This is a genomic window from Rheinheimera maricola (assembly GCF_016918075.2).
GTDB classification, from domain to species: Bacteria; Pseudomonadota; Gammaproteobacteria; order Enterobacterales; family Alteromonadaceae; genus Alishewanella; species Alishewanella maricola_A.
Map to the genome: position 1 here is coordinate 329,032 of NZ_JAERPS020000003.1, position 18,907 is coordinate 347,938.

General features: G+C 45.6%; 22 protein-coding genes and 1 riboswitch. Of the genes, 7 read left to right on the forward strand and 15 right to left on the reverse strand.

Annotation, left to right across the window (positions count from 1 at the left end; genetic code table 11):
• Positions 1-24: 24 nt before the first annotated feature.
• Positions 25-1,788: a TonB-dependent receptor domain-containing protein gene (locus tag I4W93_RS10220; protein WP_205311020.1), complete on the reverse strand. Its 1,764-nt coding sequence runs from the start codon at positions 1,786-1,788 to the stop codon at positions 25-27.
• A 36-nt stretch (positions 1,789-1,824) separates the two neighbouring features.
• Positions 1,825-2,010: riboswitch (cobalamin riboswitch) on the reverse strand.
• A gap of 76 nt (positions 2,011-2,086) precedes the next feature.
• Positions 2,087-2,569, reverse strand: a complete 483-nt coding sequence (locus tag I4W93_RS10225) for a YajQ family cyclic di-GMP-binding protein (protein WP_205311019.1) — start codon at positions 2,567-2,569, stop codon at positions 2,087-2,089.
• A 94-nt stretch (positions 2,570-2,663) separates the two neighbouring features.
• Here I4W93_RS10225 and I4W93_RS10230 point away from each other — a divergent pair, with 94 nt between their 5' ends.
• Both I4W93_RS10230 and I4W93_RS10235 read left to right on the forward strand, forming a co-directional pair.
• Entirely contained in the window at positions 2,664-3,020 is a 357-nt protein-coding gene (locus tag I4W93_RS10230; RefSeq protein WP_205311018.1) for a VanZ family protein, read from the forward strand.
• Positions 2,987-3,892 carry a ketopantoate reductase family protein gene (locus I4W93_RS10235; protein WP_205311017.1) on the forward strand — a complete coding sequence of 302 codons (906 nt, stop codon included), beginning with the start codon at positions 2,987-2,989 and terminating at the stop codon, positions 3,890-3,892. Before I4W93_RS10230 ends, I4W93_RS10235 begins: the two co-directional genes overlap by 34 nt.
• Here I4W93_RS10235 and thiI read toward each other — a convergent pair.
• The 5 genes from thiI to I4W93_RS10260 all read right to left on the reverse strand — a co-directional run bounded on the left by thiI (position 3,880) and on the right by I4W93_RS10260 (position 7,033).
• Positions 3,880-5,352 (reverse strand): tRNA uracil 4-sulfurtransferase ThiI, encoded by a 1,473-nt coding sequence (gene thiI / locus I4W93_RS10240; RefSeq protein WP_205311016.1) that lies wholly within the window; start codon positions 5,350-5,352, stop codon positions 3,880-3,882. The two genes, I4W93_RS10235 and thiI, sit on opposite strands and share 13 nt — an antisense overlap.
• A 386-nt stretch (positions 5,353-5,738) precedes the next feature.
• Positions 5,739-5,987, reverse strand: coding sequence for a hypothetical protein (locus tag I4W93_RS10245; RefSeq protein ID WP_205311015.1), 249 nt, complete (start codon positions 5,985-5,987; stop codon positions 5,739-5,741).
• A 152-nt stretch (positions 5,988-6,139) separates the two neighbouring features.
• Complete coding sequence (locus I4W93_RS10250; protein ID WP_205311014.1) at positions 6,140-6,361, reverse strand: hypothetical protein; 222 nt, start codon at positions 6,359-6,361, stop codon at positions 6,140-6,142.
• Between the two features lie 58 nt (positions 6,362-6,419).
• The gene (locus tag I4W93_RS10255) at positions 6,420-6,737 is read right to left on the reverse strand and encodes a hypothetical protein (RefSeq protein ID WP_205311013.1); all 318 of its coding nucleotides are present in this window, start codon (positions 6,735-6,737) and stop codon (positions 6,420-6,422) included.
• 98 nt (positions 6,738-6,835) lie between these two features.
• The gene (locus tag I4W93_RS10260) at positions 6,836-7,033 is read right to left on the reverse strand and encodes a hypothetical protein (protein WP_205311012.1); all 198 of its coding nucleotides are present in this window, start codon (positions 7,031-7,033) and stop codon (positions 6,836-6,838) included.
• A 208-nt stretch (positions 7,034-7,241) separates the two neighbouring features.
• Here I4W93_RS10260 and I4W93_RS10265 point away from each other — a divergent pair, with 208 nt between their 5' ends.
• From I4W93_RS10265 to I4W93_RS10275, 3 genes are read left to right on the forward strand one after another with little or no spacing between them, the layout of a single operon-like run.
• Entirely contained in the window at positions 7,242-7,775 is a 534-nt protein-coding gene (locus I4W93_RS10265; protein ID WP_205311011.1) for an ECF-type sigma factor, read from the forward strand.
• Between the two features lie 28 nt (positions 7,776-7,803).
• Positions 7,804-10,521 (forward strand): serine/threonine-protein kinase, encoded by a 2,718-nt coding sequence (locus tag I4W93_RS10270; protein WP_205311010.1) that lies wholly within the window; start codon positions 7,804-7,806, stop codon positions 10,519-10,521.
• Between the two features lie 14 nt (positions 10,522-10,535).
• Positions 10,536-11,051: a hypothetical protein gene (locus tag I4W93_RS10275; protein WP_205311009.1), complete on the forward strand. Its 516-nt coding sequence runs from the start codon at positions 10,536-10,538 to the stop codon at positions 11,049-11,051.
• 1 nt (position 11,052) lies between these two features.
• Here I4W93_RS10275 and I4W93_RS10280 read toward each other — a convergent pair whose 3' ends face one another.
• Genes I4W93_RS10280 through I4W93_RS10305 form a run of 6 tightly spaced genes read right to left on the reverse strand, consistent with a single transcriptional unit; the run spans position 11,053 to position 16,140 of the window.
• Positions 11,053-11,805, reverse strand: a complete 753-nt coding sequence (locus I4W93_RS10280) for a hypothetical protein (protein ID WP_205311008.1) — start codon at positions 11,803-11,805, stop codon at positions 11,053-11,055.
• 36 nt (positions 11,806-11,841) lie between these two features.
• Positions 11,842-12,813: a hypothetical protein gene (locus I4W93_RS10285; RefSeq protein WP_205311007.1), complete on the reverse strand. Its 972-nt coding sequence runs from the start codon at positions 12,811-12,813 to the stop codon at positions 11,842-11,844.
• Positions 12,794-13,960, reverse strand: coding sequence for an Lcl C-terminal domain-containing protein (locus tag I4W93_RS10290; protein ID WP_205311006.1), 1,167 nt, complete (start codon positions 13,958-13,960; stop codon positions 12,794-12,796). The genes I4W93_RS10285 and I4W93_RS10290 overlap by 20 nt, the downstream gene beginning before the upstream one ends.
• 11 nt (positions 13,961-13,971) lie before the next feature.
• A complete protein-coding gene (locus I4W93_RS10295; RefSeq protein ID WP_205311005.1) occupies positions 13,972-14,157 on the reverse strand; it encodes a hypothetical protein in 186 nt (61 codons plus the stop codon).
• 52 nt (positions 14,158-14,209) lie between these two features.
• Positions 14,210-15,658 carry an Lcl C-terminal domain-containing protein gene (locus tag I4W93_RS10300; protein ID WP_205311004.1) on the reverse strand — a complete coding sequence of 483 codons (1,449 nt, stop codon included), beginning with the start codon at positions 15,656-15,658 and terminating at the stop codon, positions 14,210-14,212.
• 11 nt (positions 15,659-15,669) lie between these two features.
• The gene (locus tag I4W93_RS10305; protein ID WP_205311003.1) at positions 15,670-16,140 is read right to left on the reverse strand and encodes a hypothetical protein; all 471 of its coding nucleotides are present in this window, start codon (positions 16,138-16,140) and stop codon (positions 15,670-15,672) included.
• 273 nt (positions 16,141-16,413) lie between these two features.
• Here I4W93_RS10305 and I4W93_RS10310 point away from each other — a divergent pair, with 273 nt between their 5' ends.
• Positions 16,414-16,590 carry a hypothetical protein gene (locus I4W93_RS10310; RefSeq protein WP_205311002.1) on the forward strand — a complete coding sequence of 59 codons (177 nt, stop codon included), beginning with the start codon at positions 16,414-16,416 and terminating at the stop codon, positions 16,588-16,590.
• A gap of 6 nt (positions 16,591-16,596) precedes the next feature.
• Complete coding sequence (locus I4W93_RS10315) at positions 16,597-16,956, forward strand: serine aminopeptidase domain-containing protein (RefSeq protein ID WP_224673377.1); 360 nt, start codon at positions 16,597-16,599, stop codon at positions 16,954-16,956.
• Between the two features lie 70 nt (positions 16,957-17,026).
• On the opposite strand, the gene I4W93_RS10320 is transcribed toward I4W93_RS10315, so the two are convergent.
• On the reverse strand, positions 17,027-17,980 hold the full coding sequence (locus tag I4W93_RS10320) for a flagellar motor protein MotB (protein ID WP_205311000.1): 954 nt from the start codon (positions 17,978-17,980) through the stop codon (positions 17,027-17,029).
• A gap of 3 nt (positions 17,981-17,983) precedes the next feature.
• Positions 17,984-18,751, reverse strand: coding sequence for a flagellar motor protein PomA (gene pomA / locus I4W93_RS10325; RefSeq protein WP_205310999.1), 768 nt, complete (start codon positions 18,749-18,751; stop codon positions 17,984-17,986).
• Positions 18,752-18,907: the final 156 nt, after the last annotated feature.

Below are 18,907 nucleotides of genomic sequence, written 5' to 3' on the forward strand. Positions count from 1 at the left end.
GCCTTCTGCGAGCGCCTGATAGCACTATTGTGGTGTGAAATTGATGCTGATACCAAAGTTTGCACCTGCCGTAGCGTAACCGGCGCTGCTCTGGTAACGTTTATCAAACACATTATCTAGTTTTACACGCAGCACAAACGCCGAGCTAATCTGATAGTTCCCTCCAAGCCCCCATAAGGTAAAACCTGCCAGATTAGCAACCGGTGCAAAAGCCCCCTGATAGGTCTCACTTTGATAATCACTGGTTACAAAGACCGACCAAGTATCGCTGTCGTAACTGCCTCGCCAATTTAAGGTGTGCTCTGGCCTGCGCTCTAACTTCAAGCCCGTGCTGCGATTTTGTGTATGCAACCAGGTGTACGCCAGTTGACTGTGAAACTGATGCCACTGCTGCGACAGGCTGAATTCAATACCACGAATACTGGCTAGTAAGACGTTTTCGGCCTGCTCTACCCCTTGGATAAGGTTGGTAACTTCGCGATCAAACCACGCGAACTGAAGATTCAGGCCGGCATGTTTATAACGCAGCGCAAGCTCATCTGACATAGACTGTTGTGGCTTGAGTTCAGGGTTAGCAAAACCAGGAAAATACAGTTCGTTGAAACTTGGCGCCTTAAACGCTGTGCCGCGGCTGGCACGCACCAACCAATACGGTGAAAATTGATAACCCGCCGCCAGCTGCCAGGTGTTGTTGCCACCATACTGATCAATCAGATCCCGGCGCAGCACCGCTTCCAGCTGCAGCGCATCCTGTTGATATTCGGCACCGGCAAACAAAGCCCGGTTGATGCGGCTATCCTGTTCATAGTCTGGAGCGGCTTTGCTCACCTGCTCTTGATACCAGTTTATGCCTGCCAGCAGGCGCAGTTTAGTCGACAGATCGGTTGTGGTTTGATAGTTAAACTCATCACGCCGAGTGTTAAACGGGCTGCGGGAGTCGGGGCCAAACGTTGTTTCCCGGTCCAGATTCCGGCTGACTTGCGCCTGATGCAACCATTGACCGAACTGCTGCTGCCAACCCAGTAGATAGGCACGGCTTAAGGTGTCAGCCTGATCTTCACTACCCCAGGCGGTATCAAACTGATACAAGCCCGAGTTAACATCAGCCTGCGCTGTTAGTTGGCCCAACGCCGTTTGGTAATCGGCCGCCAGCTTGAAAAACTTCTGCTCATAGCCGTCGCTGTCAGGATCTAAATCTTCGCGTACATTAAAACCATCAGAGCGACTGACGCCTGCTGTAGAGCGCAGTGTCAGCTGTTCGGCACTGTGGCTTAGGCTGATATCTGTGCCAGCCTGACCGAAACTGCCGATATTCGCGTTTAGTTCAACGGCCTGCGCGCGGCGGGTACTGATAGCAATCACACCCGCTAAAGCATCTGAACCGTACCATGCCGCCCGTGGGCCACGTATCACTTCGATGCGTTCAATCAACTCCAGTGGCAACATCGCCAGTGATTTATAGCCCAAGGTGGCCGAGCCTGTGCGCACACCATCTATCAGTACCAGGGTATGACCGGTATTGCCGCCGCGAATATAAACACCGCTGCTTTGACCGCGGCCACCATCGCGGGACAGGTTAATTCCGGGCAACTGTGCTAACAAAGCAGGCAAATCGGTGGCATGACGCGCAACAATGTCTTCACGCTCCAGCACGGTGATACTGGCAAGCACATGCTGTTGTTCTGAGGCACTGCGATTGGCGTAAATACTAATGTGTTCGATATCCTCAGCATATGCTGAGACAATACAGGTAGCGACAAGCATCGCCCCGAAACTAGGTTTAAACATGAGAACTCCGAAAATGTGCCCACCGCACATTTGAACAGTAGTGGAATTTTTCGGGCCGGTCTCCGGGCTGACAACCTGCTTGCGCCTGCACTCGCCTTCCCATCTTGCGACAGTGGCCATGAATGCAGCTCAGTTGTTTACCGTTGCGGGGGCAGCTCTGGTTTTACACCAGATTCCCGTTTACCTGCAGTTAACTGCAGCACCAGAAAAAGCGGCTCCCTGACGGAGCCGCGTGCAGTGTAGCCGTTGAAACGTAAAAGTCAATAGATATCCAGATGGCTAAATTAATACTAAATGTTTAGTCACGAAAATTTGTGAACTGAAATGCCTGCTCCAGCTCGCTACCGCGCACCAACGCCATGGCTTCTTGCAAGTCATCTCGCTTTTTACCGGTAACGCGCACCTGATCTCCCTGTATCGCAGCTTGTACCTTTAGTTTGTTGTCTTTAATCAGCTTTACCAGCTTTTTTGCCATATCGGTTTCTATACCTTGCAGCAGGCTCAGACTCTGGCTGTACGTTTTGCCGGAATGCACCACATCGCCCTCTTTAAAAGAACGCACATCCAGGCTACGCTTCACTGCCTTTGCAAGGAAAATTTCCAGCATTTGCTGCAGTTGAAACTCAGCTTCTGCCTGCATGGTTATAAGTTTTTCTTTTAAAGTGAATTCCGCATTTACGCCACGAAAATCAAAGCGGGTCGTTAATTCACGGTTGGCGTTTTCCACCGCATTCAGCACTTCCTGCTGATCAACTTCTGATACGATATCGAACGAGGGCATTTAGAGTCTCCTGTACTTAAGCCGTTATGTCTGCTGGTGATTATAACCAGAAAACTGCTACAATCCGAGCGACTTATGTTTTTAGGGGCTGGCTGTGTCGCAGGGTTTTTATCGCTTTGTCTGTTTGCTGTGTTTTTTGCTCGCTACTGCGGGTTTCCTTGCTGAACTTAGCGGCTACAGAATAGGTCACGGCATTGCTCACCTGGATAAAGTAGCGCATTTCGGTATTTTTGCCATCCTAACATTATTGTTGTGGAAAGGTTTTAAGCTGCGCCCTGCATTAGCGTTTTTGTTACTAGGCAGCTACGGTGGGGCTATTGAGCTGGCGCAACATAATTTTACCCGCCGCAATGGTGATTGGTGGGATTTACTCGCCGACATCGGCGGCGTAGTCAGTTTTTATCTGCTAAGAGCCGTATGGCACAAATTCCGTCCTCGCAGTCAGCGCTAAGCTGGACCATTGTTGGCAAAGGCGCCATTGGACTCTTAGCCGCCTGCCGTTTGACACTGGCCAACTATCCAATTGGTCTATGGTTAAGACAGCCACTCGCCGTATATAGCCAATTCAAGGGCCAGCAATTTCGCTTCACGCCAGCGGTTACCCCACTTAATGCGGTACTTATTCCGGTAAAAAGCTATGCCGTTATTGATGCTATAAAAGGTTTGTTACCTTTTTTAACGTCGAACGCGCAGCTGGTAATAAGCCACAACGGTATGGGAACTATTAGCCAGATCTTACCGTTGTTGCAGCCTGATCAAGGGCTGTGGTTTTTAACCACCACCCATGGTGCATTAAAACAAGGTGTAAATCTATTCCATACCGGCAACGGACAAAGTGTATTAGCGCCATTAAATACGGCAGCCAAACAGCAAAGTTCTGTGGTGCACCGGGCGATGGATGACGCGCTTGGCCCGGTTATAACAACTGAAAACATCGAGCCATTTTTGTGGCAAAAGCTAGCGGTAAATGCCGTGATAAATCCACTAACTGCAATTCATAACTGCTCAAATGGGGCTCTGGCTGAAGCAAGATTTCAGCCGTTGCTTGACGCTTTAGTACTAGAAGTGTGTCAGATTGCCAGCGCAGAGGGTGTCGTATTAGAGCCAACACAGATACAGCAGAACGTTAGGCAGGTTATCCGCAACACGGCAGAAAATTATTCCTCGATGCAGCAAGATATCGTGCATCAACGGCGCACCGAAATAAACGCAATTAACGGCTTTATCGTTCAACAAGCCAGACACTACGGTATAACGGTGCCACACAATGAAAACCTATTGCAGCAAGTGCTTGAGCTTGAAAACCGGCCTTACGGCCGGTAAACCGCTACGTTAGTAAAACCTTGCTCTTGTAAAACCACAGCTTGCAAGCGGCTCATTACGCCACGATCACAATAACAGTAATATTGTTTGCTCTGGTCCAATCCGACAAATTGAGATGCCAAGCGGAAAAATGGCAATTCAATTACCTGATGCCCGTCGACAGTCAACGGTTTGCTATCGGTTTCTTCCGGACCTCTGATATCCAGCACTATGGCGTCTGCTGGCAGCTGTGCCAGCTCACTGATAACATGAGCCTGTTGCTCAGCCTGATAATCCACGGTGCGAATGTCCAGCACTTTCGCCGTTTGCACTGCCTGTTGCAAAACACTGAAATCAAACTGTTGTTCGTTCGCCAATACCTCGGCTAATACCGCATTAACCGTTGGCTTTTTTGAAATAACGCCGCAATATTCCGGCATGCTTTTAGCAATTTCGTCAGCGCCAATTTTAATCGCCATATTGATAATTTCTTGCTTGTCCTGATAGATCAATGGCCGCAAGATTAATGTTTCAGTAACGCGGTCTATCACATTTAAATTAGCAATGGTTTGGCTGGATACCTGGCCTATACTCTCACCGGTGACTATCGCCTTAATCCCAAGGCTTTCTGCTACTTCACTGGCAGCACGCATCATCATACGCTTTAGCACTACGCCCATTAAGCCGTTATCAATGGTATTTAAAATCTGCTCTACTACCGGAGCAAAGTTAACACTGACAAATTTTACTTTGTGCGACGAGCTGTATTTTTGCCAGACAAGAAACGCCATTTCACGTACGCCCGCTTCGTGCGCGGCACCGCCCAGGTTAAAAAACAGGTAGTGAGTGCGCAAGCCTTTGCGGATCATCAGGTAGCTTGCTACCGCAGAGTCATAGCCACCGGAGATCAATGACAATACATCAGACTGTGACGGCAGCGGAAAGCCGCCCATGCCCTGGTGCATTCTGCGCACCATGATCAACAAGTCTTTTTTAATTTCCAGTGTAACAACCAAATCAGGTTTCTTAAGCTTCACCTTAGCACTGGCAACATGCTGATTTAAACCACCACCTATATACCGCTCAGCTTCAATTGAGCTGAATTCATGGTTGCCGGTGCGTCGCACCCGAACACTAAAGGTTTTGTTTTCCAGCTGTGGTGCGTACACCGCTAGTACCTGCTGAAAAATGTCGTGCAAGTCGCTAAAACTACTGGATTGCATTTCGGCAAAAGCAACAACGCCCGGAATACATTCCAGCCGTTCGATTAAGCGTTGGCGCACGGCTTCCTGGCTCGATGCATCCCCACTACTGTCGCAGCGCACAGTAAGGTGATCAAAGTTGTTACACACTTCGACATTACTATCAACTTGCAACAAAATCGTTTTCAGGTTGCGCTCTAACAGCAACGTCTGGCGCTTTCGCACCGACTTACTTTTAATCGCAATTTCAGGGTGTAATTTAATCAAAAACTCAATCATCAGGCAGCAGCATTCATAAGCAGGAAAAAAACTGGCGCAGATTATAGCGGAACTTTAGTCCAAGACCTAATTTGGGCAATCAGGCAGAGCTTTTAAAAAGTAGTTCGAAGTTTATACCTACTGACATCCAATAGCAGGAACCAACACGCCCCTGTGTTGCCTTTTCTCCCAACGAACCAAGTAAACTTTCAACTGTGTTAATAACTCCCATGACAAGCCTGGGCTTTGCGCTACCCTGCCAAGACACGATATACCGGTATTAAATGATCAACAGCAACTAGTAGGCGTAATTACCTAGTCTGAACTTATCGCAACGTTGCTCAACAAAACGCTGGATAACACCAAACCGGTCTGAGTGTCAGGCCTGTTTAAAGCGTGCTACCTACTTATTTGATATGATACGTATGGAAGAGCCCGTCGTGCCAGATACCAAAAAAATCTACAATGCTGGATTTTACTTCCCAGATTGACGTGCTTAGAGTACAGCTATGATGGAACGCTTTACCGCTAAGCAGATAACAAAATTTGTAGCCTTCTTTTTCTTCCACTGGAAATTGAAACACATAAGTACCAGGTACCGGCTCGTTGTACAACATGCCATCAGCTGTACCACAGGTATTACTTGTAATGAACATTGACTCTTTCGTTCCCGATCCCGTTTTATTGAAGGGATTACCTTGCAGATCTTTTGTACTGACAAAGTAACGGATCAACCATTTAGGGAAACCATATTGCTTTGATTCCCCTCCTATCAGAATAAAAGCATTAAGCCTTTTTTCATCGAGAGTTATTTTTGTTTTTGCATAACATACAAGCGTAAATTGCTATTGGCTTGAGCTGCCGTACTAAAACTTATACTGCCTTCAAAATCAAGCCAGGCCGAAGTGTGATTTTCAACCCCATCCAGCTTGATCAAAGTGCCATCTGAGTAACGAGCATAAACTCCATTAAATTCAGGCAATTTGTTTGGGGCTCCACCACAGCCAGTAAGCAATAATATTACAGCCATAGGCTAGGCTATTCGTGATCTACATTAGTTTTTAGGGCTAATATTGAATCCCACTAAATTACTCTCCGTTAGAACCATTACCGACACTATCTGACTTACCTTCACGAGAATCCCAAAAATTTGATGCAATCATAAGCGAAAGTGCAATTGAAACAATGAAAGAGTAATCTCGCCATAAAACAACCATACACCATCCCATATTAGCATCACATGCATCGACAACATTGATCCTGTCTGGCTTAAACATCATCATAAGGCCTCCGACAACATTTTTTTCCATTAAAATACCAAACATCCAACCCGCAACAAGGTCGCCTAAAATAAAGTATATAATTAGAAATGAAACAAAAAATCCAATAACACATTTAGCATTCATAAAAATTACCTATAAAAAATACTTAAAAAATTTTACATAAACCTGTCATGAAAATTTCGCTTCAGACGTTATTGCCTCCTGTTTTAACAAAGCCTTTTTCAAGCTTTTTCACTCAATTTAGGAATCATCCAACCATAACGAAGGAAACCACCTGCAGCACCAAGCAGAAGAATTATTATCCAATCAGAAGCACCTCCACCAGTAAGTGCCCAAATTGATAATGGAACCAAGATCTCAGGTAGCAGCAACGCAAAAACAACCCAAAAAAACCAGCTCCAAAATACTAACTCCTCCATCTTTATCACCTTAATACTTGACTACCATGGCATATTGGTCCGGTTGAGTCTGCCCAAACCTTCCAATTTGGTATAGCCACGTATTTGCGCCAGGTTTTCGCAAAACCTGAGAAAAAATATTTTCTTATCAGGCCTTAAGCGCAAAAATTTGTTGACCTACCGCAGAAAAATAATAAATTAAGGCTAGGTTAACTTAATGGATTTCTGCATGCCTGCTGTTACAAGTGCCTCTTTTACTTCTGAAAATGCTGCTAACTTATTTAACTCGCCCGACATTTACTTTTTGGTAAAGCAACTGGCACAAAGCCACAAAGCGGTAGTATGCGATGCCGATTTAGACTGGCACAACACCACCGCCCTGGTGCATGAGGTGTATTTAAAACTGCAGCAAAACAAAGTGGCGTTAATTACCGACGACGAGCGGGCGCTACTTAGGCAGCTAAGCCAGGTGTGCCGCTGCGTAATAGTGGACTTAGTGCGCAAACAGCAGGCTGAGAAACGCCAGCAGCAAGATGAGGTCGAACCCGCTGCGGCGTTAGATATGAAACTACTGCAACTAGATAAAGTACTTACCGAATTACAGCTAAGCTACCCTGAGCAGACTCAAGCTGCCTTACTGTACTATTTTGGCAAGCTTAACCGTGATGACATCGCCAAAGTGCAGCAGATATCACCACGCACGGTAGACAACTACCTAAACTTTATCCGCACCGCCGTTAAAGCTGAACTGCTCAGCGCTTGATAGTAAAACAATAAAAAGAAGCCTTACGATGAACTTATTTCAACTCTATTTAGATGCCGCCGCCCTGCCTGATGCAAACGCACAGCAGCGTTTTATTGACGCCCTGGCAGAAAAATCTGCCCTGCTGGCCGACAAGTTAAAAGCCTTATTGGCTGATACTAACCATACTCTGCATTTAGCCGACGACATTCGTCATGCCGCCAGCCGCTTACAACAGCTGGACATCAGCAGTGAGCTAACCGGCAAGCAGCTTGGTTACTGGCAGCTAGATAGCATTATTGCCCACGGCGGTATGAGTACCGTGTATTTAGCCAGCCGCCAGGATGGCCAGTTTGAACAACAAGTGGCCATAAAAGTATTAAACCCGTTAATTTACCCGGTTACCCCCAACAGCCAGGCCTTTGCCGAAGCTAATGTTGCCGCCAAGCTTAACCACCCTGGTATTACCAAAGTGTTTGATGCCGGCATTACCGAGCATCAGGGCCAGCAAGCGCACTATATAGTAATGGAATACATTGAAGGCCAACCGCTGAATCGTTGGCTTGAGAACACCAAGCCGCCCGTAAAAACCTTGGTGAGACTCTTTATTGAATTGTGTGATGCACTACATTACGCCCATACCCACCAGATTATTCATGCCGACTTAAAGCCGGAAAATATTCTGGTAGATGAGCACGGCAAGCCCAAGCTGATTGACTTTGGTATTGCACGGCTTCAACAGCAAAGCGAGCAAGCCCCCGCCTATGTACAGCATTATGTAAAAGCCCTGTCGCACCACTATGCCAGCCCGGAACAATTAAGCGGCGAGCCACTGACTACATTGTCGGATGTATATAGTGTTGGCAAAGTATTGCAGGATGCTTTAGCACTGAAAGCTTATCAAAATAAGCTACAAACACTTGAACTAAATATGATTATTGGCAAAGCCCTAGCTACGTTTTCAGCTAGCCGTTACCTGTCTATGCGAGACTTACAAGCAGACTTAATTGCAATAACAGAAAACAAACCAATTTCGTTAGCGTTAAACACCAGACTTTACAAAGTGAGAAAGTTTATCAGCCGCCAGCCTGCAATTAGCGCACTGATGATAGTTGCCGTTTTATCAGTTTGCGCTGGCATTACTGGAACAACCTTGGGCATCATTGAAGCGACCACACAGCGCGACATTGCCGAACAGGCGAAGACAATGGCAGAGCAAAAGGCTCAAGAACTTGAAAAGGTTGTGACCTTCCAATCTTCTCAACTCAAATCTATTAACCCAAAAGAAATGGGCCAATATTTATCGCAGCTGACTACGCAAGCTATTGAGAAAGCCACTTCAGCAGACAATCAAGTAACCGAGCTGACATTGCTTCAGCAAATCAACTTTACGGACATTGGCCTTGAGTTAATTAAAAACACTATTTTTGATAAGTCAATTAGCGCCATTAACGAACAATTTGCTGCAGAACCAGATACACAAGCGTCGTTACTACATTCTACCGCTATTACCCTAAATGAACTAAGTTTGCATGAAGCAGCCAATACAACCTTCAAAAAAGTAATAAACATTCAATCCACAGCATTGGGTGAAAACCATCGTAAAACATTAAATAGCCAAGCTTACCTTGCGGAGGTGTTTTACGGACAAAGAAAAAACGAAGATGCGAAAGCGCTGATAGAACAAACACTGTTAAAGCAGCGTGCAAGTTTAGCCAAAGACGACACCGACATTTTGCAGTCTTTAAATATTTATGGCTTGATCTTAACAGCTCTTGGCGAGTTGAAAGACGCTGAGAAGGTGCTTGAAGAAGGCTTACATTATAGCGAGAAAACCAACTCTCCCTTTAAACTTAACTTTTACAATAACCTGTCCACACTTTACTACCAAACCGGTGAGACAGAAAAAGCGCTGGTTTATTTGGGTTTAGTTAGAAGTGAATACAAGGCTCAGTTTGGCGAAGAAAACCCACTGTATCTAACCGTAACGATTAACTACGCTGCTTTTAACCATAGGAATGGCAAGTCTGAATACGCTAAAACACTTTTCGAAGAGAATCAGGCAGCGCTAGAGAAAGTGCTCGGAAATAAACATATCAACACTTTATTAAACAGAGCCAATTTTGCGACGCTACTTCACGAATTAGACGAGTCAGATCGTTCAATTACCTTGTTTAGAAAAAACCTTGAAGATGGCACACCCGTGCTTGGCGAAGCCCACAACTCTGTAGCACTTTGGCACGACAGCTTGGGAGCAGCGCTTTATGCCTCGGGCCAACTTGACGAAGCAGAGAAGCATTATCGGCATGCGTTGTCGCAGATGAAGACACTCAGAGGTGAAACACACTCCGTCACCCTAAGCTCTCAGGTTAAATTAGCCAGACTATTAATAGATAAGAACCAATATGATGAAGCTTCCATGCTGGTAAATGAAGCCAAAACCGCCATAGAGCGAACCGGCAATAAACAAAGCAGGTTGTATCTGGACATCTTAAATACCTCCGGTGTGTTACTCAGAAGAATGGAAAAACACGACGAGAGTCTCGCAGAGTACACGGAACTACTTAAGGTATACGATGGTGTGGTGAATAAAAAGAATTGGCAACTCGGGCTTTATAAACTTGAGTTCGGTCTGACATTAAAAGCTATCGGCAAAAAAACAGATGCACAAATATACATCACTGAAGCAAGAGAGCAATTTGTTGCACTTTTTAGTGAGCATCACCGCCTTAGCAAAAGAGCGTTAGTTGAGCTAGAGCAACTTTAAGGTAGGAAGTACTCTTGCCTACACTTTTCGATGAAACCCAATCCACTGCCATTCACCTGATCCGTGTTTGGCAGCTATGTGATACCGGGAGCATTACAACTTGCTTACTTGCTGAAGATTTTACCCTGGAGCACAGCGAAATACTTAACCGCTACAGCACCCTGCTTACCTTTAGTAAGTTCCAGTTGCCGGTGTGGGTGCGGCTTATTAACCAAACGCAGGTAGATATTGAACGCTTTGCTGCCGATGGACTGTACCTGACGGATAGCCCGGCTAAATGGCAGCTGGATATCGCTATTCCTGTTGAGAGCGTCCGGTTACTGCATGCTTTAGAGCAAGCGTTGTTAGCCCTAACGGCGGAGCAACCAGATGCTTTTGCCAAGCGCATTATTGTGCGGCCTTATCAGGCGATATGGCAAAAATTAGATGCGGCTAAAAAAGTGCAACCCTATAACAGAGAAAATGTGCAGCAGCTTTTGCAACAGCTGGAGCAGGATGCGATTCGATGGTTAACCAAAGCTGACGTTTAAACTAGCCCAGTTGCAGCAAGAGTAAATACCCCAACAGCAGCAGCGTGGCGACAATCACTATAGGCTTGGGTTGTTGCTGGCAACTGAGTATGCGTTTTGAGTTTTCATCATGGCTTTGCCTACCAGCAAGCCACTTTATAAATTGAATAAACCGGCAAGTGTAATAAGCCAGTGTTAGCGCCAGGCCAAAACTGGCCAGTAAGATAAACGGCACACTAAGTAGCACTGTGGTGCGCGGATATTCTAACGCCTGCAGCACCCAATCCTGCTGCACGCTTAACTCTGGATATTCAACAAGCTGCTGCTCCAGCCAAATACTCTGCTGTGGCGTTATGGGTTTGACTAAGTATTTGGCGTCTTCAGGTTCAATAAAGGTATCTAAAAACCGTTGTAATGGTGCGCCATAAGGAATATTGGTTGATGGAAAGCGCTGGACAAGATAGAGCGTGGTTTCCTTTTGCACCAGCGCCCAGGTTTCATCTACCCGACTAACGCTCACGTAACGGCCTTGTTCCAATTCACTTAAGCGCCGTGAAGGCCGACAAGAGGTTTCGGAAAGTTGCTTGACACTATGCAGCGTATCGTACTGCCAATACCTTACCTGACCGGCGTTAAGCTCAACATCATTTACGGGTTGCGCCCATTTAAAATCAACGCGGTAGTGATGGTAAATAATCAGCAGTGCGAAGAGGCTCATGGCCAAAATAATCAGCAGCCCCAGCTGAGCATAAATATCTTCTTTGGTGAACTTCAATTAGCCGCCTTATTGCTTTGCTAGTTACAGCGCCTGTTATTTTGCCGGGCTATTAGTGGAGTTGGCTTCAAACTCGCTAAGCAATTGCAGCATCGCCTCGCTTTGCAGCATTTTTGCAATACTTAGCGCACTGTCGCCATATTCATTAGTAGCTTGCGGGTTTAGCCCCTGCGCCTGCAAAAAGCGCACTGCGGCGGCTTGCTGTTTCGACACCGCCATAATATACAGCCGAGCTTGCTCGCTTTGGGTTAACTCGCCCTGTTCGCTTAGCAGCGGCCAAAGTGCGGCAACCTCGTCAACCTTCCCCCAAAACAAACCTTTACCTATGCGGTCTAAAAGCGGCACGGTGGCATCTTGTAAATTGGGTTCAAAGGCGTGCAACTGCCAGCTTAGCCTGGCATCGGCTTCGCCCAATACCACCTTGCCGTTATCTAGCCTGAAAGGAAACTGCCGCAAAGCTTGGTTGGGCAAATTAGACACAGGCGCTAATAACCGGCCCAGCTTATCCCAGCGGGCACTAACACAAGAGTCGGTAAAACCGGTATCGGTTAGCTGCAGCTCGCAACCAAAATAGGGTGAGATTAACTCAGTTAGCTGCACCACTGCACTAGTTGCTTCGCTGTTATCGGCAAACTGGCGGTACCAGCGCTGTCCGTGCGCTAAGGCGATAGACGGTAAGTGAGAATCCAATAAGTTATCTGCCAAACCCTGATAACTATCATTATTCGGTAGCCAGCCATTATCCAGCGCAGGCTGGACTTTTAGGGCATTAAACTCTGCGGCGCTGAAATGGCACAAATACAAGGGCAGCGGCCATTTGGGTGAGCCGGGGTTGTTAAATGCTGCCTTTACACAGCCACCCACCGCAGGCAAGGGCACTGCGGTGGGTGGGGTGTTTGCTGGAAGTATTTCTGCGGCATGGGCTTTTGGTAAACACCAAACCGCACTAATAAGCAGCGACAGTATGGCGAATACTTTAAAAGAAGCATCAGGTTTTGCTGTTATCATTGCGTACTAAACGAACATGATTGCCAGTTTTTCTACAATGTGTATCAATTGATCCATTATCAAAACGTATGATCAATGCAAACTCACTACAATATAGACTACCACCAGTGCTCATAGTTGAAGTCCAATATGAATCTGCTGGTGTATTAGGAAAAGCTAGTATACTTATAGTGGGTTTTTTATATTTACCCGAACAGCCGTGTTTTATGGCAGGCATGCCGTCACCAACATCTCTGCTATAGCTTGATAACTCTTTAGTACTACAGTGAACTAATGTAAAAAGCTCACGAGCCGTCGGCAAACGCCAACCATCATCACCAAGTTTCTGTGCACTATACCAGCTATATGAAGCCAATCTTCCTGAGCAACTAGAGCCTGTCCAATTTTGACCAACGCCACAACGCATCCATCGTAAACCAGTTGAAACCTGTGTAACTGTTCCATCAAAATTATCGATAAATCCGGCAGCTAGCATTTCTTTGCGAATTTTTTCTCTCGCTGCCGCTCTATTCTTTTCATCAGCAACACGCCTTTCCTCCACAAGTTGTGCAAGTTTTCTATTTATTTCAGCTGCATTTTTACCCGTTGGATACCTACTCAGATATGCTTGAGCGCCTTTTATGTCTGAGGCTTTTAAGAAAAATATGCTCTCTAGCTGCTCACGTAACTCAGTTGCATATTTCCCCTCTGGGAATTTAGTTAAATAATTATCGATACCCGCAACATCTTTTGCATTTTCATAATAAATATTCTCAAGCTTTTCTAGAAGTTTAGGCGCATTTTTACCTTCTGGAAATTCAGCTAGATAGCGATTAATACCGCTGATATCAGTGGCTTTAATAAAGTAATAAGGCTCTGGATATACAGTTTTAAACTCCAGCTTAATTCTCTTCATCGCATTTTCAGCAAGCCTCTCAGTCACTTCGCTATAAAGATAACTGGCATCCTCGCTATCCTTGCGGGCACTAATAACTGTTTCACCATGACGAATCATGGTATCTAAAGGGCATGTTCCTGCTACTTCATTATTAATGGTGACTTGCAGATCTTTGTTGTTATATTCACCGCAGTCTATGCGCAAAACGACAGTTGGTGCAGGAGAGCAAGCGGTTAATACAAGTGCAGATAATATCAATAGTTTTTTCATTCTAGATCCCATTAATCAGGAATTTGCGAACAAGAGATTTCACTCAAATTCCCGTCGTGCCTATAACGAATAGATGCCTTGCCTGATGAGGGTGAAAACCCCATCACGGTGTAATCAAGTTTTAACCACCCCGTCATCTTAGCCACTTTACCCACATAAACATGTTTGAAGGCAGCAGCCGGTTTTGCTTTCATCATTATGTGCCTTAGTTAACCCCAACATCGGCCAAATGCCGCTGCGCAGCCCAAGTCACTGACTGGCGCGCACCAATCGGACTCTAAGGTGGCTATCCTCACTGGTAATACCAGCATCGCCATAGTTGAAACGAACACGAAGCACATTTAGACCGTTGAGTTCTGGAGAAGACGACCAGTACCCTTCAGGTGCTGCATTTGGAAAAGCCGTTTGGTTAATGGTTGGTTCTACATAGTTACCCTCACAGTATCCGTTCGTTTCGCTTACATATTTACCACCGGGGCGGGAGGAGGGTTTGCGCTGCCCGCTACTGCAAAAAACCAGCGTATCCAACTCATCTATTGTGGGCAGTCGCCAGCCATCTTTAGCCTGCTGCATAGCATCATTCCACTTGAACTTGGCGGCTTCACCAGTGCAGGTTTTACCAGTCCAGCGCTGACCAACACTACAACGCTGCCAAATTAGCTTAGTTGCTGCATCAGTCACTGAGCCGTCATTGTGAACAACAAAGCCAGCCTTTTGTAATAGCTTTTCATCTGCTTGCCTTTTTTCTTCAGTGTCACGAACCAATCGCGCATAGAAGCGCAGGTAATCTTTTTCACCGTAACCAACATTACCTGCGTTAAATTGGATGTCCCAAGCTCCTCTCCTATTGTCGGCATAAATCGAAGATGACCAGAACCGCTCTGCTGGAGTATTTGGAAAAGCAATTGGATGAATGGTAGGGCGGGCATAATCACCTAAACAATCTCCATCTGTATTTCTGACAAAACTACCGCCTGGGCGGCTAGAGGGTTCTCGCTCGCCACTGGAACAAAATACAAGTGATTCCAACTCATCTAATGTAGGTAAACGCCATTCATCTTTGGCAAGTGCTCTAGCATCATACCAATTAAGAGTCTTTGCATTACCTGTGCAGGTTGAACCATTCCAGTTCTGGCCTATACTGCAACGCTGCCAGATTAGGTTGGTGGCTACTGCTGTTAAAGTGCCATCATTGTTATCAATAAAGCCGGCATTTAATAACTCTTTTTTTCTTTTTTCCTGAGCGGCAACAACGGCAAGCCTTGCTTTTTCTTCCTGCAACCGTTTTTCCTCAACAAGAGGAGCAAGCTTCCTTTGTATTTCGGCAGAGTATTCTCCATTCGGGTAGTGCTGTAGATATACCTCAAATCCTCTCATATCAGTGGCTTTTTTATAGTAATACAGTTCTGGGTAGATAGTTTTAAACTCTAGCTTAATACGCTTCATCGCGTTTTCAGCAAACTTCTCAATCACTTCGCTATAAAGATAACTGGCATCCTCGCTATCCTTGCGGGCACTAATAACTGTTTCACCATGACGAATCATGGTATCTAAAGGGCATGTTCCTGCTACTTCATTATTAATGGTGACTTGCAGATCTTTGTTGTTATATTCACCGCAGTCTATGCGCAAAACGACAGTTGGTGCAGGAGAGCAAGCGGTTAATACAAGTGCAGATAATATCAATAGTTTTTTCATTCTAGATCCCATTAATCAGGAATTTGCGAACAAGAGATTTCACTCATATTCCCGTCGTGCTTATAACGAATAGATGCCTTGCCTGATGAGGGGGAAAACCCCATCACGGTGTAATCAAGCTTTAACCATCCCGTCGTTTGAGCCACTTTACCCACATAAACATGTTTGCATGGGTTGTAGGCATTTTGCTGAGCTGCAACTTGTCTGGCAGTCTCTACTCTGGCCGCTTCAGCACGAGCCAATTCTGCTTTTAAGCGTTCTTGCTCAGCCGCTACTTTTCCCTCTTGTTCTAACTTATCGAAATAGGCAGTTGCTGTTTGCATGCGTTGAAATTGCTGATTCTGGTTTTGCTGATAAACAAACAAAGCAATAACACCAACGAGTAGCAATGCAATCACTGCAAGCAACAGTATAACGAGCGGTTGTTGCCCCCTTTTCATTTGTGGTGGAATATCCGGTACCTGAAGTTCTTTATCAGTCATGCCTTCCTCTACTTGAAAAATTAAGCTGTAATCCGACTAAGCTATCTGTTTTTACTCATAATTAATTACGAACAGTTACAAAAAAAGTAGCGTTTTGCAATACACGTATTTAAAACGCGTTTTCGCAAATGAGCTGAAAAAATATTATCAAAAAAAATTAGTGGTAAGAAACAAGCAAATAACGTTATGGTATTTAGCATACAACGCTTTTTCTCTGCCAGCTTAACGAGGCGGTTCGTACTAGGTTAGTAACAAAATCAGGTTTTAAAACACATGCCAGCATCACAACCTTTAGTCGTTTTTAGTCACGGTAAAGAAACTGGCCCTAATGGCCGTAAAATTAACACGCTGCGTGATATTGCTCACAGCGCCGGAGCTAAAACCTTAAGCGTGGATTACACCCGTACCATGAACCCGACTTTACGGGTACAACTGCTGCTTGAGACATAGTTACATGTGCATAACGGCCTAATTTTAGTCGGCTCCAGTATGGGCGGGTATGTTAGTACTGTGGCCAGCCGCACACTTAAGCCCGATGCATTACTGTTAATGGCTCCGGCATTTGGCCTTGAGGATTACCCAGAGCCTTACCCCGCGCCTTTAGCAAGCCGCATCGCCGCAGTACATGGTTGGCATGACGAGGTGGTGCCGGTAAACAATGCGGTCCATTGGGCAAAGCAATATCAGGCTAAGTTGGTACTGGTGGATGATGATCACTCGCTGCATAAAGAAGTGGGTACAGTTGGGGAGTTGCTAATTACAATGATTGAGTATGTAAAAACAAATTATTGCCCAAAAATACCGACCGCTTTATAGCCAAAACGGTCTCTATGGTTTTAACAGAGGGAGTATTAATATCGGCGCCATTTCGCCCTTTATGCTCCGGTCACTGCGCTGGCGCCTCAAGGCTGATAGGTTCGGATTCTTTGGCTTTGCCTTGCATAATTGAAATTTCGACCCGTCTGTTACGCCGACGATTTAAATCGGTATCATTAGGCACTAAAGGCTTGGTATCAGCGTGGCCAACGACAACCAAACGTTTGCGGTCAAAGTCATCTGCTTTAACCATTTCCGTTGCCACAGATACCGCCCGTTTTGCCGATAAATCCCAGTTGTTGCTGTGTAACTCATCAGAGACCTGAATATCATCGGTATGACCGGTAACAGTAATTTCGCCAGGTACGTCGTTCAGTAAAACACCTATGCGCTGGATTATCGGTTTAAAGCGTGGCTGCAAAAACGAAGAGCCAGACGCAAATGCGCCATTCTCACGAATACGGATAATAATTTGTTGTCCCAATGACTCCAACTCAATAGCGCCGTCAACAATTTGCCTTTCCAACTGTTCGGCTAGTTTTTTTACATTTTCATTACTTTGTTCTTGCTGCGCCTGCGCTTCTGCTTCAGCTGCTGCAGCTTCACCATCCATTACCTCTTCAGCATTGCTGACTGACTGCCCACCACTTAAATCTTCCTGTTGCTCTTGCCGCCCACCTGCGGAGTCTTCTTCGCCGGCCTGAAACTCAATAACTTGCTGGGTAATTTCGATTGTTTGCTGCTGCAGTGTTTCTATCGGTGTTGGGTCTGGCCTGCCGGGACGAAACTCCATAGCAATAACGCTGGTCCCCTTGGGGATGTCCTCAACTTCTATTTTGTTTTGTACCCCAAAAGCAAACTTCATTGAGCCGGCAATCTGTTTAAATTTCAGCACATCCATCTCAGAAAACGCTAATAACAGCACAAAAAAGCACATTAACAATGCCATCAAGTCAGCAAAGGTGCCCATATATGCAGGTAACCCTGGGGGTGGGCATTTACACTCTTCGGCTTCATCAGTCATACATTACTCCGCTGCAACCGGTTCGCGTTTGCCTTGCGCTAAATAATTACGCAATATGCCTTCAATGACTTTAGGGTTCTGTCCATCCTGAATACCAAGAATGGCGTCAAGAATCAGCTGATTATTTTGCTTTTCCTGTTGGTTACGGATCGCCAGCTTGTCTGCCAGCGGAATAGCAATAACGTTGGCAATAAAAGCGCCGTAGAGCGTTGTTAGTAATGCTACAGCCATAGCTGGTCCTATCGCCTTGGGGTCATCCATGTTTGACAGCATTGCCACTAAACCAACCAGTGTACCAATCATACCCATGGCAGGTGCCACATCGCCCAGGCTCTTAAAAATGGCAATGCCATTTTCGTGGCGCTTCTCAGTAAGGCTTATATCTTTTTGTAACGTGGCCCGCACAACATCCGCATCATGGCCATCTACCAACATATTGACGCCCTTTTGCATAAACGCATTGGGAATTTCGGCTTCTTCCAGCGCCAAAAAGCCACCTTTTCTGGCAGAGTCGGCCAATTGCACCGCTTTTTCAATTAGCTCTTCTGGCGCTTCAATTTTAAACATAAAGGCTTTAGCGGCAGCTTTACCAGAGCTAAAAAACTGACTAAGCGTAAACTTGGAAATGACCACGAAGATAGAACCAGCAAACACAATAAGCACCGACACGGTGTCCATAAACATGCCGACGTTGCCACTACTGCCTAAAACCATGGCCATTATAATAAAGCCAATTGCGCCTAACATACCAACGAGGGTAGCTAAATCCACTGTTTTCTCCTTAACTGAACCACTGCTATATTAACGGCCTGCGCCAGTTTATCTTAGACGATAGTTGTTTATCGACAAAAGCGCCGAATGATTAAGTATAAATTGCGTAAAATTATCAATTTAGCCTTTCACATCCGCTTTCTGATTGACCATAAT

Excerpts from the sequence above, each read along its gene's own strand:
- I4W93_RS10220 (WP_205311020.1), bottom strand. The coding sequence starts at position 1,788 with ATGTTTAAACCTAGTTTCGGGGCGATGCTTGTCGCTACCTGTATTGTC.
- I4W93_RS10225 (WP_205311019.1), bottom strand. The coding sequence starts at position 2,569 with ATGCCCTCGTTCGATATCGTATCAGAAGTTGATCAGCAGGAAGTGCTG.
- I4W93_RS10235 (WP_205311017.1), top strand. The coding sequence starts at position 2,987 with ATGGCACAAATTCCGTCCTCGCAGTCAGCGCTAAGCTGGACCATTGTT.
- thiI (WP_205311016.1), bottom strand. The coding sequence starts at position 5,352 with ATGATTGAGTTTTTGATTAAATTACACCCTGAAATTGCGATTAAAAGT.
- I4W93_RS10245 (WP_205311015.1), bottom strand. The coding sequence starts at position 5,987 with ATGTTCATTACAAGTAATACCTGTGGTACAGCTGATGGCATGTTGTAC.
- I4W93_RS10250 (WP_205311014.1), bottom strand. The coding sequence starts at position 6,361 with ATGGCTGTAATATTATTGCTTACTGGCTGTGGTGGAGCCCCAAACAAA.
- I4W93_RS10255 (WP_205311013.1), bottom strand. The coding sequence starts at position 6,737 with ATGAATGCTAAATGTGTTATTGGATTTTTTGTTTCATTTCTAATTATA.
- I4W93_RS10260 (WP_205311012.1), bottom strand. The coding sequence starts at position 7,033 with ATGGAGGAGTTAGTATTTTGGAGCTGGTTTTTTTGGGTTGTTTTTGCG.
- I4W93_RS10265 (WP_205311011.1), top strand. The coding sequence starts at position 7,242 with ATGCCTGCTGTTACAAGTGCCTCTTTTACTTCTGAAAATGCTGCTAAC.
- I4W93_RS10270 (WP_205311010.1), top strand. The coding sequence starts at position 7,804 with ATGAACTTATTTCAACTCTATTTAGATGCCGCCGCCCTGCCTGATGCA.
- I4W93_RS10285 (WP_205311007.1), bottom strand. The coding sequence starts at position 12,813 with ATGATAACAGCAAAACCTGATGCTTCTTTTAAAGTATTCGCCATACTG.
- I4W93_RS10290 (WP_205311006.1), bottom strand. The coding sequence starts at position 13,960 with ATGAAAAAACTATTGATATTATCTGCACTTGTATTAACCGCTTGCTCT.
- I4W93_RS10295 (WP_205311005.1), bottom strand. The coding sequence starts at position 14,157 with ATGATGAAAGCAAAACCGGCTGCTGCCTTCAAACATGTTTATGTGGGT.
- I4W93_RS10300 (WP_205311004.1), bottom strand. The coding sequence starts at position 15,658 with ATGAAAAAACTATTGATATTATCTGCACTTGTATTAACCGCTTGCTCT.
- I4W93_RS10305 (WP_205311003.1), bottom strand. The coding sequence starts at position 16,140 with ATGACTGATAAAGAACTTCAGGTACCGGATATTCCACCACAAATGAAA.
- I4W93_RS10310 (WP_205311002.1), top strand. The coding sequence starts at position 16,414 with ATGCCAGCATCACAACCTTTAGTCGTTTTTAGTCACGGTAAAGAAACT.
- I4W93_RS10320 (WP_205311000.1), bottom strand. The coding sequence starts at position 17,980 with ATGACTGATGAAGCCGAAGAGTGTAAATGCCCACCCCCAGGGTTACCT.